Genomic DNA, 16860 nt, shown 5'->3' on the forward strand with positions numbered 1-16860 from the left:
TATCGCAAGGATCGTGGCTGTTCTACCTCTCGCTGGCCTACCCGCTCTTCTACACCGTGCTATCGTATGTGGTGGCGTATCGGTAAGAAACGCACTCTATCTCAATATGCACACCACATCTTCACATAATACATATTCCCGTGTGGCAACGATGCACATCATTGGCAATTTATCCGAGTGATCCCCCAATATTTATATGCAGTAATATACACTTTAGTACACATGATCGTGTACACGCACTGGCGCGTAGTGCTGATGGTGCTCGGAGCGGTCGTTGTCACCAGTACAGTCCTACCGCCGCTGAGCGCGTCAGCGACCCTGCCGGCAAGCCCATCTGCAAGTACAACGAAAATTCCCGATGACCCCGAGCGCATCACGCTCGACGAAGCGTTGCTTCGGTTTCAAGAGCACAGCCTGGAGCTGCAGCGGAGCCGCGCCCAGGCAACGGAGCAGTCGGCTCGGGGGACGCAAGACCTTGCCTTTCCGAATCCAGAGTTGGAGGTGTCGCATGAGCCGCTCTTCCGCGGTAGCGACCGTGCGTGGGAGGCCTACGCGGTGATCCATCAGCCGATTGAGTGGCCCGGGCATCGAAGCACCGCGCGCGAGGTGGCCACCCAAACGCATGCGGCTGCACAGGCGGGCGCGCAGGTCGATAGCCTGCGGCTTGTGCAGGAGGCGGCGCAGGCCTACATCGCAGCAGCCGCTGCGGAGGCGCACCTTGCATCGATCGAAGCAACGCTCCACCTGTTCGAACGGGCGGACTCCACCTATCAGCGGCAATATGCCGAAGGCGAAGTGTCGGGCTATGCTATCGAGCGGTTTCGGGTGGCGTACGCACGCATCATCAACCAACATGCGGAGGCCGAACTTGAGGTAGACGACACTCGCCGCACGCTGAACCGCCTCATCCAGGCCGACACCAACGGGGCCGCGTTGGCTCCCGCCGAGCTGCCTGATCTCGACGCTGAGCTCCCCGCCGTCCAGGAAGCCCAAACGCGGGCGGCGCAGCAACGTCCAGCGCTCATGCGCATCGAAGCAGAGCGCGCCACGGCAGAGGCCGCACAACGCGTCGCACAACAAGATCGCATCCCCAGTCCCACTCTCATGGGCGGATACAAACGACAATCCGATGGATTTGAGGGGATGTTTTTTGGAGCGGAGATTCCTATCCCGGCTTTCGACCGGAATAGACCACAGATACGCGCCGAGCAAGCACGGTTGGAGGCTGCGGAAACCACGCACCTCCTCTTGCAACGCGAGATTGAGGATGAGGTCCGCACGGCCCATGCGGCCTACACCTCTGTGACCGAACGCCGCACGCGCCTCGCCACCACAGGCGCCTCGCCCGATGCGCTGCTGTCTCAGGCCCAGTCGCAGTATGACGAAGGCGAGATGGAACTGTCGGATCTGCTTGATGCAGCGGAAACGTACGCCGAATCCCGGTCAATGGCTATCGACTTGAAGGCCGACCAGTGGATGCGCTATCTCGATCTCCTTCGCGCCATGGGGGAGACCCCGTAATCCCTCTCATTGACCACTCTGCTGCTACCCCCAGCTTGCCATGTTTTCCATACGTACGCTTTTCGCCTGTTTTATCGGCCTGGCTCTCGTTATAGGCTGTGGATCTGATCATGACCACGACCACAACGACCACGAAGAAACGCATGCACACAATGGCCACGAGCATTCCGACAACGATCATTCAGGCGAGGAGCATACGCACGATCATGACGAGCATGACCACGATCACGAGTCCGACATCCACCTTTCAGTAGCCGATCAGGAAGCCGTTGGGCTGGTCGTCGATACGGCGCGCACGGGTGAGGTGTCGGCTACGGTCGCTGCGAGCGGCACCATTGAGCCGGTGGCCGGGCAGTACGCAGTGGTCGCAGCGCCCGCGACGGGGCTGATTCGGGCTGATCGCAATATGGAAGCACCGGTGCCGGGCGACCGGGTGCAAGCGGGCGATATACTCGCGGTGGTCGCCCCTACTGATGATGGATCGTATGCCGCACTCAAGGCGCGGGTGGAGCGGTTGCAGCGGGAGGTCGAACGGGCCGAACGACTGTACGCCGATGATGCCATTCCCGAGCGCCGACTCATTGAAGCGCGTCATGATCTGGACGTGGCCGAGGCGTCGCTCGAATCCATGGGTGGCGATCCGGAAGACGAAGGCTATGATTTGACGCTGCGCGCGCCGGTCGACGGATGGGTGCAGCAGCGTACGCTTACGCCGGGCACCCACGTGGCCACCGGCGACCAGCTCTTCACGGTCGCCAATACTGAACGCGTGTGGCTCCGCGTGCACGCCCCGGCGTCCGCTGCCGCGCAGATTCGTAATGAGGGCCAGCAAGCGACCTTTACCGTCGAGGGGTACGAGGAGTCTTTCGTGACGGACCAAATCGTTTCTGTGGGCTCGGCTATCGACCCGGACGAGCGGACGTTGCCGGTGGTATTCCGGGTAGAGAACAGCGATGAACGCTTCAAGATCGGTATGCTGGCTGAAGCACGCCTACCCGTCGCTGGGGCCACGCGTGGCGTGACGATTCCATCTACCGCGATTCGTACGGAAGATGGGATCCCCGTCGCCTACGTCCAGACCCACACGGACACGTTCGAGCGTCGCATCCTTCAGACCGGCCCGAGCGACGGGGTGCATACGATCGTTGAGGCCGGTATCGAGTCCGGAGAGGTGGTGGTGACGCAGGGGGCGTACCAAGTCTACCTTGCCTCAGTGGATACCGAGGCTGGCGGTCATCATCACCATCATTGATCGAGACCTGCCCCGCCCGCCTAATCTCGACCGACGACATCGCCTTTTTCACGATCCTGCCTTCCTATGCTACGCGCTATCGTTGGCTGGTGCCTGAACAACCGCGTGGTTTCGCTGATTGCGGCGGGCCTCCTGGTCATTGCGGGCATCTACGCTGCTGTAACCATGCCCGTGGATGTGTTTCCAGATCTGTCAGCGCCCACCGTTACGGTGCTTACGGAGACGCGCGACATCGCCACCGAAGAGGTCGAAACGCTCGTCACCCGCCCGATTGAAACAAGCGTGCACGGCGCCACTGATGTCCGGCGTATTCGCTCCAACTCAATGCAGGGCATATCGGTCGTGTACATCGAGTTTGATTGGGGGACCGACGTGTTTCGCGCTCGGCAGATCGTAAACGAGCGCCTGCAGCAGGTCCAGGGCGATCTGCCGGACGGTATTGACGCGCCCGCACTTGCCCCGGTGGCCTCCATCATGGGTGAGATTCTGATCGTGGGGCTTACGAGCACGGAGCACGACGAGACCGATCTGCGTTCTGTAGCCGACTGGGACATCCGTCCGCGCTTGCTTGCACTGGAGGGTATCGCTCAGGTCGTGACGCATGGCGGGGAAGTCAAAGAGTATCAGGTGCAGCCCGATCTCAATGCTATGCAGGCGGCTGGGGTCACGCTCAGCGATGTGCTTGAGGCTGCCGCTGGAGCCAACCGCAACACCTCGGGGGGCATCTATCAGGAAGATGGTGAGGAGGTGCAGATTCGCGGGCTCGGGCGTGCTTACGACCTGGAATCCATCGGCGAGACCGTGGTTAACAGCCAAAGCGTAGCCGCCCCCACCCGCCTGCGCGATGTGGCCTCGGTCGAGATTGGAGCCAAACCGCGGCTCGGCACCGGATCGGTCAACGCCGAGTCGGCCGTTATCTTCTCCATCCAAAAACAGCCCGGCGTAAACACACTCACGCTCACCGAAGCCGTCGATGACGAACTCGACCGCATCCAGGCAGATCTGCCAGATGGCATGACGATCGAGCGTGACCTGTTTCAGCAGGCGAATTTTATTACGCTCGCTGTGAACAACGTCATCACGGCGCTTCAGTACGGGGCGCTGCTGGTGGTCCTCATCCTGTTTCTGTTCTTGTGGAACGTACGCACCACCGGTATCTCGCTTGCGGCGCTTCCCCTTGCGCTGGCGTTCACCTTCCTGGCGATGTATAGCTTCGGCATCACCATCAACACGATGACACTGGGCGGCCTGGCTATCGCTATTGGGGCGCTGGTGGATGATGCGATTATCGATGTCGAGAATGCCTTCCAGCGGCTGAAGGAGAACGCCGCGCTGCCACCGGACGAACAGGACTCGATCTGGAATGTCGTCTTCGAGTCGTCCATGGAGGTGCGGCGTCCGATCGTGATTACCACCGTGGCTATCGTCGTCATCTTCGTGCCGCTGTTCTTCCTTACCGGCATCGAAGGACGGCTGCTGCGCCCGCTTGGGTTTGCCTACATCGTCGCCATCATTGCGTCGCTGCTCGTGGCAATTACGGTTACGCCCGTGCTCTGCTACTACCTGCTGCCCAACGCCCCCACCGTACAGCAAGCTGAAGATCCATGGCTGATCCGACGGTTGAAAGCCGGATACGAGCCCTTGCTGGACGCATCGCTCCGGCATCGTCGTGCCGTAGCGATTGGGGCCGGCGTGCTGGTGGTGGCTACGCTGGTCGCGATGCCCTTTCTGGGGCGCGGCTTCCTGCCCGAGTTTCAGGAGGAAACAATGGTGGTGAACGTAGCAGCGCCTCCGGAAACGGGGCTGGACGCGTCGGATGAGATCGGGCGGCGCGTGGAATCCGAAATCCTCGCACATCCCGCCGTTACCTCCACCTCGCGGCGCACCGGACGCGCAGCGATGGATGAGCACATCCAGGGCGCACATTCCAGCGAGATTGATGTGCAGGTTGACCTGTCCAACCACACCGTCGACGACGTCATGGCGGATGTCCGCGCCACCCTTGAGGAGCTGCCGGTCGGCGCAAATGTATCGCTCAGCCAGCCCATTGGGCACCGCATCGACCACATGCTGGCAGGCACAGAGTCTGCCATTGCAATCAAGGTCTTTGGCCCCGACCTACTCCAGCTTCGCACGCTGGGCGAATCGATAGAGGCAGCGATCACCGATGTTGAAGGCGCGGTGGATGTGAACGTGGCCCAGCAAACACATGTCCCGCAGTTGCACATCGACGCCAACCGACCGGCGATGGCGCGCTACGGCGTTACACCCGGCCACCTGGCCGACTACATCGATGTGGGGCTGCGAGGGGCCGCGGTGTCGGAGGTGCTGGAGGGCGAGGCGCGCTACGACCTCACGGTGCGCCTCAATGAGGACCAGCGCGGCAGTGAGGCAGCTATTCGATCACTGCGGGTGGATACGCCCAACGGTCCCCGCGTGCCCCTGAACGACCTGGCCGACGTACGCCGCGAAGCCGGTCCGAACGCCGTAAGCCGCGAAAATGCACGCCGCGTGCTCACGGTATCCGCCAATGCGGCGGGTCGCGATGTGGGGAGCGTGGTGCAGGACATGCAGGAGCGGATCGATGCGGAGATCGACCTGCCAGACGGCTATTTCGTGCAGATCGGCGGACAGTATGCCCAGGCCCAGCAGGCCGCGCAAACGATCACCCTCCTCACGATTCTCGCCCTGCTCGTGGTGCTGATGGTGCTGATTCAGACGCTGGGGAGTACGCGCGGTGCGGTCCTCATTCTCGTCAACTTACCGCTGGCCCTCACCGGCGGCGTGGCCATCCTGTGGCTGCTTGGAGAGCCCCTCACCATCGCCGCACTTGTCGGATTCATCACGCTCTTTGGCATCGCCATCCGCAATGGCATCCTGCTGGTTGATCGCTACCTCGACAACCTGCAAGCTGGGCAGTCTTTGCGCGCCGCCATTGTAGAAGGCTCCATGCGCCGGCTGAGCCCCATTCTGATGACCGCCCTGACGGCGGGACTCGCTCTCATCCCCCTGGCGCTTAGCGGCGGACAGCCTGGCAATGAGATCCAGGCGCCCCTGGCCATGGTCGTGCTGGGTGGCCTCCTTACCGCTACAGCCTTGAACATGGTGGTGCTTCCTGCCCTGTTTCTTCTCTTTGGGCGGCGTGCCTAATGCCCGTTACGCTCAACGCTTCAGCCGCCCCGGTTACCTACTCTTCGATCTACGCGGCTTTACATGCAGATGCTCAAATCAAAATCTACTCGACGAAGCTGTCACGATATTGCAGACTGCGATGAACATCCGCGCGCTGTCCCTTGCTGTCCTCGTTTTGGCATTGCTTACGGCATGCAATGCGCCCGGATCAGCTATGGAGGATGATCCACCCTCCGATGACCCTGCGCCTGAAGACGACCGCTACGAATTGGCCGCCTCGTACTCTGCCGAGAAAGCGGGCGATGCGATTGTGATCTACGAGGCGGGCGACGTCAAGCGTGCTGAGGGACAGAATGGCTTTGACCTCGATGACGCTCACTTTCTCGCCAGCGGTACCAAATCATTTTCCGGCGTGATGGCATGGGCCGCTGCCGAAGATGGTTTGCTGGACATCGACGCGCCCGTATCTAATGTCATTTCTGAGTGGGACGACGATGAGGCGAAGGCTTCCATCACGCTGTATCAACTGCTCACCTTGACATCCGGGCTGAACCCCGGCTCTCCAGGCCAGGCTTCGATTTTTGAAGAAGCACTGGTCCGCGATCTCGTCCATGAGCCCGGCGAGAGTTTTCGATACGGTCCGGGGGCCTTTCAGGCGTTTGGCGGCGTTTTGACGGAAGTGCTCGACGGTGAAGACCCCTCCGACTATTTGCAGCGTCGTATTCTCGATCCGATTGGCGCATCTTTCGATAGCTGGAACCGCGTAGACAGCGATCCGCAGTTGGCCGGGGGCGCCTTCCTGACAGCCGACGATTGGCTCCGCTTTGGGCAACTAATTCTACAGGATGGATCCTGGAATGGCACGCAGGTGCTCCAACCCGGCTTGCTGGATGCATTGCTGCAGACGCCTGACGCGGCGCCAGGCTACGGACTCACGTTCTGGGTGAACGCGCCGCTTTCGTCCGATGATGCGTTTCTTGATGATGCGCCCGGCTCCCCAGACGTTGACGGTTCGGAGGGCTTTCTCTACGCCGATGGCCCCAGCGATATTCTGATGGCTGCGGGGCTCTTCAATCAGCGTCTGTACGTCATTCCCTCTCGCGATATGGTGGTCGTCCGATTTGGTCGGGCCGATCCTTCCTGGAGCGATGCCGAGTTTTTGGCACGGGCATTAGACGGTGAGGACATTGAGCGTCCATCGGCCCGCAGAGACGACCAACAAGCCGAGAATCCAGATCTGATAGCCAATCTGCGGGTAACACAACTGACAAACGAACTCGATCTAACTCCCGATCAGCGGGCTACTCTGCAGCCCATCATTAAGGAGCACACCGAGGCGATGAGCGAACTCCTCGGCCCCTTTCGCTCAGATGATCGTCTACGCCCCCTACAGCGACTTCGGCTGCTGCGTCAGGTCCGCAACCAGCAGGAAGCCACCGATGAGGCCATCGAAGCCGTCCTGACCGAGGGGCAGGTGGAGCGGTATCGCGAACTCCGTGACGAGGAGCGCGAAATGTGGCGGGAGGAGCGGTAACCGTCCCAATCAACGGCATGAGATCGCCGCGTCGCTAGCGTTCCTCGCAATGACATAATCAAAGATGCTTTTGTGGGTCTACTTAGCTCAGTCCCGGTAATCCTCGTAGTAGAACTTGAAGGAGCCCTCGGTGACATGCACCGTGTCGGGCAGGCGGTATAGGTGTTCAAACTCATCGCGTTCGTAGTCGCGCCGGGCAAAACTTCCCTGCCAGGTGCCCTCAACGACTTCACGCGCTTCGTCATACTGGGTGATGGTAACTTTATTGGTGGAGTCGGGAATAGGATCATGGTAGGAGATCGTCACATCATAGTCCGATCCCACAATTATACCTCCATAGTAAAGGAGGCTACCACTTGGGTCTTCACCTTCGTACGTGTCAAGAGAGTAGGTGCCCTCGCCCTCGAAGGGAACCCTGAGACTAAAGTTTTGAATATAGTAGATTTCTGCAAGCTCTTCCTGGCTAAACGTGATTCCGAAATAATTTTCAAAGGGAAAAACGGCCCGTGTCATTTTCTCTGCCTCGGCAGACACCGCAGGCCACTCCTCGCCGTTGACTTTGAAAGAGTACTCGTTTTCAGGTTCGTCCTCTTCGGATTCATCGTCATCGGTTAATCCAAGCACGTTGCATCCGCCTAACAATACGAGGCATAAGGACAAAATTAGTGCAACGATTCGTTTGCTTGATCGCTCGTTACGTCGCATCATGATCATTGGTCACTTTAGAGGGGGAGACTGAATATCAAAAATAAAGGGAAGGCGGTTACTGCAGCGGTTATTGCATGAGTAGTCCGCCTTCCCTCTTGGCGTTGCGATTATTTGACCACGGTTATCGTTGTGGTCTCTTGTTGCCCTTCAGCATCAAGATGGACGATATAGGTTCCGCTTGATAAAGACGTAGCATCCAGCATCACGCTATGCTGCCCGGGTTGATACCGACCCTCAGCAATTGTCGTGATACGACGACCCGTTATATCAAACAGGGTTAGTGTAGCATCTGTCTGTTGAGGCACAGAAAAACCAATGGTGGTTGAAGTCCCAAACGGGTTTGGATAATTACCATCCAGCGAGATCTCCTCGGGCTTAACGTCGTCTGGTTTCAAGTGGCTTGCAGCTTCTGTCGAAGCAATTTCACTGCTTTCGTAGTTGTTGTCAGCAACACTACGTTGAAACTCACAGATAAACTGATCGTCGCAGTCGGAAGGCGGGACGTACACCGAACGCGTAGCCGAAGCGGTTTGCCCACCGCTACTGACTTCTAAAGTGGCATAATGCGTTTGGTTTTCTTGCAGCGTAACAGAGAAGCTTTCATCTGTACTCACGACCGAGCCAGGATTAGTTGGGTCTGTGCTTAGACGCCATTCATAATCGTAATCGCCTGTTCCGCCACAGGCACTGGCACTAAAGGTGTACTCATTGGTGCTGGCACCAGGAGTCGGAAACGCGCTTATAGTAGTTCCCAGTGATTCAGGACTGTTGAAGTTTGCAATTGTAGGCGCCGAGTTTCTAAAGGCACGAGCATTATCGCGACTGCTTGTTCCTAATGATGCTCCCTTGTATGAACGGTCGGGGTTAGAAAAATCTTGAAATCTTGAGTATGGTCCAGGAGTGTATGCCATGATAGTTGAACCATAGCTTCTGAAGGGCAACCACCAAGTTGGGCGATACGAAAACCGATGGCCATACGCGTAGTCGTAAACTGGATTAGCTAATGTGGGATCATTCGGGTGATGTTGCCCTGCCTGTAGGTGGCCTACCTCGTGAGCAAATGTATTGGAATGAAAATACACAGGTAACCAAATGAAGAAATGGGCCACATGCAAAAAACAAATGTGAGGCCTGGGTTTAGTCAGTCAGATAGGTTCATGCTAGTATCCACTTGGGTGCCCTTAACAAGCAGCAGATCACACCTCCAGTCCCTCATTATATTCTTTTTTAGTTGTATAGAGAATATATTGATACTACCTTAAGTAGCATTAGGGCGCCCTTAAGCGTCAATAGGGGGTTTGTACGTCTCGGAACAAGATACTTGTGTAGTATATATACTCTCTCGCAAACTTGTTATAACAACACGCAGACATCGCCATCCGCTATGATTGAATTGCTTTCTCAAACCTGGCCCTGGTACGTGGCGGGTCCTATTATTGGACTCATTGTGCCGGCCTTGCTCATTGCCGGGGGGAAAATGTTCGGCATCTCCGCCAACCTGCGCCACGCCTGTGCTGCCACAATCCCGGGACGGGTTGAGTTCTTTCAGTACGATTGGAAGAAGTATGGATCGTGGAATCTGGTGTTTGCGCTGGGCATTGTGCTGGGGGGCTTTATTGCTACCACCGTGCTGGCGCACCCCAACCCTGAGATTGGCATTTCGGAAGGGGCGCGGGCGCAACTTACTGCACTGGGCATTTCCGACTTCACGGGGCTCTTGCCGAATGACATCTTTACGTGGGAGGGGCTGGCTTCGCTTCCCGGAGTCATTATGATTGCGGTTGGTGGCTTTCTGGTCGGATTCGGGGCGCGCTACGCCGGCGGGTGTACCTCCGGCCACGCTATTAGCGGACTCGCCGACCTGCAGGTGCCTTCGCTCATCGCTGTGATTGGATTCTTTATCGGCGGGCTGTTTGTCACCTACGTCGTGCTGCCTCTGATATTGTAGCACCCTGCTGCCTCACGCGCTCCCCTGTTAACACACTTTGCTGATTTGTTATGGCTACGACAACCCAACAACCCGAACAAAAGGAAGCGAATCTGACGGTAGGTGGCTTCTTTGGCTACCTGCTGCTCGGTACCATCTTCGGCATCATCTTCGTCCAGAGTGAGGTGGTGTCCTGGTTTCGCATCCAAGAGATGTTTCGCTTTGAAGCGTTCCACATGTACGGCATCATCGGAAGCGCCGTGGTGGTGGCGATGATTGGCGTACAGGCGATCAAGTACTTCGACATTCGCACACTCGATGGCGAGAAAATCACCATTAACCCGAAGCAGTGGTCGAACTACCGCTATTGGGTCGGCGGCATCATGTTTGGTCTCGGATGGGCCCTCTTGGGTGCCTGCCCCGGCCCCATCTTCGCGCTGATCGGTGGCGGATACTCCGTGATGATTGTGGCGCTGCTTAGCGCGATAGCCGGTACCTGGGTGTACGGCGCGCTGCGTCCGCATCTACCGCACTAATTCCTTCTACCCCCAAGATGTCATCCATTCGGCATCTTTCATGGGATGCAATATTGTGTCCCGCCTCTGTTTCTTTCCAACTAACCCGGACAGACTACTATGCTATTCCGTCAGATTTTCGACCCCAAACTCGCTCAGTACGCGTACCTCATTGGCTGCCAGCAAACCGGTGAAGCGCTTATCATCGACCCCGAGCGCGACATCGACCAGTACCTGGAGCTCGCCGAAGAAGAGGGCGTTGAAATTGTGGCCGTTGCGGAGACGCACATCCACGCCGACTTCCTGTCGGGCGCCCGTGAGTTTGCCGAGCGCTTCGATACAAAGCTGTACCTCTCCGACGAGGGCACCGACGACTGGAAGTACGAGTGGATCAAAGAGCCGAAAGAGAGCGGCGGCTCGTACGATGCCCAACTGCTTTACGACGGCGACACCTTCACGATCGGCAACATCGAGGTTGAGGCCGTTCATACGCCGGGCCACACGCCCGAGCACCTCGCCTTTACGATCACCGACAAGGGCGGAGGCGCTACGGAGCCGATGGGCGTTGTAACCGGCGACTTCGCATTTGTGAACGACCTGGGTCGTCCCGATCTGCTCGAATCGGCGGCCAAAGTCGAAGGCGTGATGGAGCCGTCGGCGCGTGAGCTCTACAGCTCGGTGCAACGTTTCCTCGACATGCCCGACTACATGCAGATCTGGCCCGCCCACGGCGCCGGATCCACCTGCGGCAAAGCCCTGGGTGCCGTGCCGCAGACGACGATCGGATACGAGCGCAAGTATAACCCGATGGTCGGCGCTGCGCTTGAAGGGGAAGACCGCTTCGTGGAGGCCATCCTCGACGGACAGCCCGAGCCGCAGCTCTACTTTGCGCGTATGAAGCGCGACAACAAGCTGGGGGCGCCCGTACTTGGCCAACTTCCGCAGCCCAAGAAGCTGACTGTGCGCGAGCTGAAGACCCACGCCGAAAACGATGAATCGCTCATCGTGGATACGCGCATCGACCGCTCCGCCTTCATGGAGACGCACGTTCCGGGGGCGCTCTATGCGCCGATGAACAAGTCGTTCAACACGGTGGTTGGCTCGCTCGTCGAAGACGAAACGACCCCAATTGTGTTGCTCATCGACGAGGGCGACGTTGAAGAAGCCGTGCGCGACCTGGTTCGCATCGGATACGACAACGTGGTAGCCTTTGCCACGCTCGAAACCCTGCAGCGCTACTTTGCGGATGCGGAGACGGCCTCCATCGAAGAGATCGACTTCGCCGAACTGGAGCAGCGCCGCCACGCCGACGATACCGCCGTGGTTGACGTCCGCTTCCGCTCGGAGTACGACGCCGGACACGTAGCAGGCGCGCACAACGCCTCCTACACCCGCCTGCCAGAGTACGAGGCCGACCTGCCTGATGCTGACACGCTGCTGGTGCACTGCGGAAGCGGAGCCCGCGCCGCTGCCTCCGCGGCCTATCTGGCCCGCGCCGGACGTAGCGTGGCATTCGTAAACGGCAACTTCTCGGACTACGAGGCGCCTGTTTCGGAAGAAGCCGTTGCCGCGTAACATGGGCAGATGCCCTCAATATACAGCAGGAGCGGCCTGGCTACCAGGTCGCTCCTGTCTTGTTTTTGCACCGAACGTCTTTGATGCACCTGGCCTGAGCCTCCCATGCTTGCTAAACTGCGCTCTGCGCTCCCACTTCTCGATCAACTGGCCGAGTACAATGCCAAGGCCCTGAAAGGCGACCTCTCGGCGGGCCTCACCGTAGGCGTGATGCTCATTCCACAGGGCATGGCGTACGCGCTCATTGCAGGCCTGCCGCCGATCTACGGGCTCTACGCTTCGCTTATCCCTCTTGTGGGATACGCCATCTTCGGCACCTCCCGACAGCTGGCGGTCGGACCCGTGGCGCTGATTTCGCTTCTTGTGGCCGCAAGCGTCGCGCCACTGGCTGAGGGAGATCCCGAGCGATACATCATGCTCACACTGGTACTTACGCTCATGGTGGGCGTACTGCAACTGCTGATGGGACTCCTGCGATTTGGCTTCCTGGTCAACTTTTTGTCGCACCCCGTACTTAGCGGGTTTACCTCCGCAGCCGCCCTTATCATTGGATTCAGTCAGCTAAACCACCTGCTCGGCATCGAGATTGAGCGCTCTAACTACATCCACGAGATTGCCTGGGCGGCTATTCAACAGGCAGATGTCATCCACTGGCCTACCGTGGCGCTGGGAGTGATCGGCATTGCGCTGCTGGTCATGCTCAAGCGGTGGTCCAATGCGATCCCAGGCGCGCTGGTGGCCGTGGTGCTGGCTACGGGTGCGGTGTGGGTCCTGGGCGGCTCCCAAACCGGTATATCGATGGTACAAGATGTGCCAAGTGGACTCCCTGACCTGGTCGTGCCCACCTTTACAATGGCTGATTTGCAAGCGCTGCTGCCGGGGGCGCTTACCATTGCATTCATCGGATTCATGGAGTCGATTGCTGTAGCAAAGGTGTACGCCCGGCGCAATCGGTATAGTCTCGATGCAAACAAGGAACTGGTTGGCCTGGGGATGGCCAATGTTGCGGGTGCGTTCTTCCAGGCATATCCCACTACGGGTGGCTTCTCTCGTACCGCCGTGAACGCCGATGCCGGATCCAAAACCAACCTTGCAGCCGTAATTAGTGCCGCGGTGATTGGGCTTACGCTGCTGTTTCTCACACCACTCTTTTATTACATGCCGCATGCGGTACTGGCAGCCATTGTGATGGTGGCGGTGTCGGGCCTCATCGACTGGAAGGAGGCCATGTATCTGTGGCGCGTTGATCGGCGCGACCTGGCACTCATGGGGCTCACGTTTGTGGCGACGCTTGCACTGGGGATTGAAGAGGGCATCATCGCTGGGGTGATTGTGTCGCTGATTGCAGTCATCCATCAGAGCGCGACCCCGCATACGGCCATCATGGGGCGCCTGCCCGATTCGACCACCTATCGGAACCTCAAGCGCAGTCCCGATGCGATTACACGGAGTGATGTGGTGGTCGTACGCATGGATGCGGCGCTCTACTTTGCGAATGTGTCGGCGTTTAAAGATCTGGTTAGCGAGGTAGATATCGAGGGCGAGGCGTTGCAAGCAATTGTGATTGATATGTACCCGGTGAATCGCATGGATTCGACCGCCGCGCACGCACTGCACGAAGTTATTGAGATGTGTGCTGAGAACGATGTGGCGTTGTACCTTGCGGGTGTTAAGGGCCCAGTGCACGATGTGTTAAGTCGAGCCGGTGTTATCCATGAGTTGGGACCGGGTCACTTGTTTTATGAGGTGCACAGCGCCGTTCAGGCCGCTGAAGAGGCGCATCGCAATGGAGAGCAACGCAGCCGAGATGGGCTGTCATCGGCTCCGCAGCCAACGGCGCCTGATTCAGAACCCTCTGAAACAACGGCATAGCGGCAGAATCACGCGTTGTTGAACGAAAGCGCGGGAACGTTGATATGGGGCGTTGGAGTTGCTATCGTGATTTGTTGCCATACATCAACTTCCATTTGCTATGCCGTTTTCACGCGAGGCTTTGCAAGAGCACTTGAAAGGACATCCGCCCGAGTTTCAGCCTGTGCACACGCTGCTGGGAGAACGCCCACTTGCTTGTGTCGATGGGCGCGCGGCTCATGCGGTGGCTGGTGTGCCCGGAGGTAATGCTGGGCTCTTCGTGCTTCTTCTTACAGCGTTGGAGCGGCATCAAAAGGTGCATCTGCCAGATGCGCGTATGAGGGCGTTGTTTGATGCGTATCTGGATCGGTTCGGGCAGTTTTATCTGCATTCGGACCAAGATGCTGTCGCGTCGTTGCTCGATGTGGTCGAGAAGCGCGGCCTGGCCAGTTCTTTAGCAGGGTCTGATTTGCTACAGCATCCTAACGAGGGCATTCGCGAGGCCCTGCGCGCATTGGTCACGTATCCGCCCCACATTGGATGCGGCCACCTGCGGCTGTTGATGCAACATCCTGCCGCCTATGGAACGCGGCGTGGAATCACGACGCTGGTGATCAAGCAGTTCTTTGATCGGCTGTGGGAAGGCGACGATCGCCTCGTCTTTGAAGTGCTCGAAGGTCACCATGCCGAGGAAGCTGTGGTATGCCTGCATCCAGAAGCCCATTCCGAGGAAAACGCTGCCGACCATGATGATTGGACGGTGCCCTTGCAGCTTCCCATGGCGAACAAGCAACAAGTCTTTGTGCATCATCCGGAGGCGCAGGCCTATATGTATGCGCAGCACGCGCGCTTTTTGAACGAGGAGGGATTGATTGAAGAAGATGATCGCATTGCGTTTATCCGTGCACAAAACCAGGTCGGCGCGCGTCACCTGCAGCTTACCCTGTCGCACCTGGCCCCTCACCTTCCGATATTCGACGCCTATCCTTCCGATGAGGGCATGGAGGTGACAGCACGGTAGTGCTGTGTCACAGCTCAATCTTCGGGTTGCAACACCCCCACTTTAATGATGTCATCTTGAGCGGAGCGGCTCCGCCTAGGAGACGCGTAGTCGAAAGATCTCCCTCGAAATGAGCAGGGCCGCTCGATCGATCAGAGCCTGCTGAGCGCTGAGGAGATGTTTCGACGCGCTTCGGGCCCTGGGGGCCCTTCGCTTGCTCAACATGACAGAACATTTGGTTTAAGATGCTTCAACGCGAGGCCACTCCATACCATAACATTCAGGTGTGACACACCAGTAGTGCCCCGGCAGATCGGCGGGAACACCAGCTATCTCCTGCTATGGGCTTTACTCACATTGCACCGTTCATTATCCCGACGCGTTCATTATGCAACGAACTGCGATGATGGAGCCTACATGACAAGCACGTATCATTGAACCGCTAACGGACGCAGAGCGTCCACGGCAGCGTCGCGACGCGGAGCATCGCGACGAGTGTCCACAACTCTCACGTGTCACAGAACAGCAGTAGCCTACTAACAATCGCGTACCTTTCAACCGCCTCTCAACGCAAAAAAGGGCGCGCCCGCTACAAACGGACGCGCCCAAGCTGTGTACACCTAAACACGGAAAGCCGCGTTTAGGCTATTACGAAGATGGTTCGAGACGGAAAAGCGAGCCGTCCGACTCATCGTTCAGGATGTAGAGAAAGCCATCGGGGCCGGTTCGCAGATCGCGAATGCGTCCGATCTCTTCGTTCAGCAGCTCTTCTTGGTGAACGACCTCATCGCCATCCAGCACGACGCGGTGAATGTGTTCTTTAGCGAGGGCGCCGACGAAAATGTCGTTCTGCCAGTTTTCAAAGGCATCGCCCGTGTAGAACGTCATGCCCGAAGGAGCAATGGAGAGCGGCGACCAATGCAACACCGGATACACAAAGTCGCCTTCATCGGGGTCAATGCCGATAGGCGAGTCGTCGCGGTACTCGGTGCCGTACGTGGCCTCGGGCCAACCGTAGTTCGCACCGGCCTGAATGATATTCAATTCGTCGCCGCCTCGGGGACCGTGCTCATGAGCCCACACGTCGCCCGACTCGGGGTTGATGTCAATGCCTTGCTGATTCCGGTGCCCGTACGAGAAGATGGTATCTTTTGCATCGTCATCCCCCACAAACGGATTGTCTTCGGGGACGCTGCCATCATCGTTGAGGCGCAGCGTGGTGCCCGACTCATCTTGTAGGTCTTGGGCCGGATCGCGAAGGCCGCGGTCGCCAATGGTTACGAGGAAGGTGCCGTCATCGAGGAAAAGGAGACGAGAGCCGTAGTGGCGGCCCGGCTCGTGCGCTGGATCTTGGACATGCAATGTCTCGAACTCAGCCAGTGTCGTGCCGTCCAATTGGGCGCGGGCTACCGTCGTAGAGGTTAGGCCCTCCCCTTGTGCGGCGGAGTAGGTGAGGTAGAACCAGCCGTTGTCTTCATATTCAGGATGAAGCACCACATCAAGCAGGCCTCCCTGGTTTTGCGCTTCAATATCGGGCAGCCCACTCACTTCTTGCACAGTGCCATCGGCATCGACAAGGTTGAGGCGTCCGGGGCGTTCGGTAATGAGCATGCGGTCATCGGGCAAGAACGCAACGGCCCAGGGGTGCTCCAGGCCACTAACGACTTCGACCACGTCGAACGTAGCATCGTCGCTCTCTACGTTTTCAAGGACGACGGTGCGATTGGCATCCTCATTGGCTGAATTATCGTTGAGGGCATCATCGGATGGAGCGTCACCGCATCCGATAAGAGCTAGGCTCAAGACCAGAGCCACACTGTATGATAAAAGAGCGCGCATAAAGCA

At 58.2% G+C, this 16860-nt stretch carries 12 protein-coding genes; 9 read left to right on the forward strand and 3 right to left on the reverse strand.

Annotated elements, in window-relative coordinates; translation table 11 throughout:
* Positions 1-222 precede the first annotated feature (222 nt).
* The 4 genes from ACZ5AL_RS01525 (at position 223) to ACZ5AL_RS01540 (ending at position 7439) form a co-directional block, all read left to right on the forward strand.
* Positions 223-1521 (forward strand): TolC family protein, encoded by a 1299-nt coding sequence (locus ACZ5AL_RS01525; protein WP_464511713.1) that lies wholly within the window; start codon positions 223-225, stop codon positions 1519-1521.
* Positions 1522-1561: 40 nt separating this feature from the next.
* Complete coding sequence (locus ACZ5AL_RS01530; protein ID WP_464511714.1) at positions 1562-2773, forward strand: efflux RND transporter periplasmic adaptor subunit; 1212 nt, start codon at positions 1562-1564, stop codon at positions 2771-2773.
* A 66-nt stretch (positions 2774-2839) separates the two neighbouring features.
* Positions 2840-5923, forward strand: a complete 3084-nt coding sequence (locus ACZ5AL_RS01535) for an efflux RND transporter permease subunit (RefSeq protein WP_464511715.1) — start codon at positions 2840-2842, stop codon at positions 5921-5923.
* A gap of 196 nt (positions 5924-6119) precedes the next feature.
* Positions 6120-7439: a serine hydrolase domain-containing protein gene (locus tag ACZ5AL_RS01540; RefSeq protein ID WP_464511716.1), complete on the forward strand. Its 1320-nt coding sequence runs from the start codon at positions 6120-6122 to the stop codon at positions 7437-7439.
* 87 nt (positions 7440-7526) lie between these two features.
* Here ACZ5AL_RS01540 and ACZ5AL_RS01545 read toward each other — a convergent pair whose 3' ends face one another.
* Both ACZ5AL_RS01545 and ACZ5AL_RS01550 read right to left on the reverse strand, forming a co-directional pair.
* The gene (locus ACZ5AL_RS01545) at positions 7527-8063 is read right to left on the reverse strand and encodes a hypothetical protein (RefSeq protein ID WP_464511718.1); all 537 of its coding nucleotides are present in this window, start codon (positions 8061-8063) and stop codon (positions 7527-7529) included.
* Between the two features lie 191 nt (positions 8064-8254).
* Entirely contained in the window at positions 8255-9058 is an 804-nt protein-coding gene (locus tag ACZ5AL_RS01550) for a T9SS type A sorting domain-containing protein (RefSeq protein WP_464511719.1), read from the reverse strand.
* A 419-nt stretch (positions 9059-9477) separates the two neighbouring features.
* Here ACZ5AL_RS01550 and ACZ5AL_RS01555 point away from each other — a divergent pair, with 419 nt between their 5' ends.
* The 5 genes from ACZ5AL_RS01555 to ACZ5AL_RS01575 all read left to right on the forward strand — a co-directional run bounded on the left by ACZ5AL_RS01555 (position 9478) and on the right by ACZ5AL_RS01575 (position 15036).
* Positions 9478-10095 (forward strand): YeeE/YedE family protein, encoded by a 618-nt coding sequence (locus tag ACZ5AL_RS01555; protein WP_464513307.1) that lies wholly within the window; start codon positions 9478-9480, stop codon positions 10093-10095.
* 50 nt (positions 10096-10145) lie between these two features.
* Positions 10146-10610, forward strand: coding sequence for a DUF6691 family protein (locus ACZ5AL_RS01560; RefSeq protein WP_464511720.1), 465 nt, complete (start codon positions 10146-10148; stop codon positions 10608-10610).
* Between the two features lie 99 nt (positions 10611-10709).
* Positions 10710-12164: an MBL fold metallo-hydrolase gene (locus ACZ5AL_RS01565; protein ID WP_464511722.1), complete on the forward strand. Its 1455-nt coding sequence runs from the start codon at positions 10710-10712 to the stop codon at positions 12162-12164.
* Between the two features lie 105 nt (positions 12165-12269).
* Positions 12270-14036: a SulP family inorganic anion transporter gene (locus ACZ5AL_RS01570; protein WP_464511723.1), complete on the forward strand. Its 1767-nt coding sequence runs from the start codon at positions 12270-12272 to the stop codon at positions 14034-14036.
* 100 nt (positions 14037-14136) lie between these two features.
* Positions 14137-15036, forward strand: coding sequence for a hypothetical protein (locus tag ACZ5AL_RS01575; protein ID WP_464511724.1), 900 nt, complete (start codon positions 14137-14139; stop codon positions 15034-15036).
* A gap of 627 nt (positions 15037-15663) precedes the next feature.
* Here the strand turns inward: ACZ5AL_RS01575 and ACZ5AL_RS01580 are convergent.
* Positions 15664-16854 carry a PQQ-dependent sugar dehydrogenase gene (locus ACZ5AL_RS01580; protein WP_464511725.1) on the reverse strand — a complete coding sequence of 397 codons (1191 nt, stop codon included), beginning with the start codon at positions 16852-16854 and terminating at the stop codon, positions 15664-15666.
* Positions 16855-16860: the final 6 nt, after the last annotated feature.

It is taken from the genome of Natronotalea proteinilytica (assembly GCF_055379935.1).

Excerpts from the sequence above, each read along its gene's own strand:
- ACZ5AL_RS01525 (WP_464511713.1), top strand. The coding sequence starts at position 223 with ATGATCGTGTACACGCACTGGCGCGTAGTGCTGATGGTGCTCGGAGCG.
- ACZ5AL_RS01530 (WP_464511714.1), top strand. The coding sequence starts at position 1,562 with ATGTTTTCCATACGTACGCTTTTCGCCTGTTTTATCGGCCTGGCTCTC.
- ACZ5AL_RS01535 (WP_464511715.1), top strand. The coding sequence starts at position 2,840 with ATGCTACGCGCTATCGTTGGCTGGTGCCTGAACAACCGCGTGGTTTCG.
- ACZ5AL_RS01540 (WP_464511716.1), top strand. The coding sequence starts at position 6,120 with ATGGAGGATGATCCACCCTCCGATGACCCTGCGCCTGAAGACGACCGC.
- ACZ5AL_RS01550 (WP_464511719.1), bottom strand. The coding sequence starts at position 9,058 with ATGGCATACACTCCTGGACCATACTCAAGATTTCAAGATTTTTCTAAC.
- ACZ5AL_RS01560 (WP_464511720.1), top strand. The coding sequence starts at position 10,146 with ATGGCTACGACAACCCAACAACCCGAACAAAAGGAAGCGAATCTGACG.
- ACZ5AL_RS01565 (WP_464511722.1), top strand. The coding sequence starts at position 10,710 with ATGCTATTCCGTCAGATTTTCGACCCCAAACTCGCTCAGTACGCGTAC.
- ACZ5AL_RS01570 (WP_464511723.1), top strand. The coding sequence starts at position 12,270 with ATGCTTGCTAAACTGCGCTCTGCGCTCCCACTTCTCGATCAACTGGCC.
- ACZ5AL_RS01575 (WP_464511724.1), top strand. The coding sequence starts at position 14,137 with ATGCCGTTTTCACGCGAGGCTTTGCAAGAGCACTTGAAAGGACATCCG.
- ACZ5AL_RS01580 (WP_464511725.1), bottom strand. The coding sequence starts at position 16,854 with ATGCGCGCTCTTTTATCATACAGTGTGGCTCTGGTCTTGAGCCTAGCT.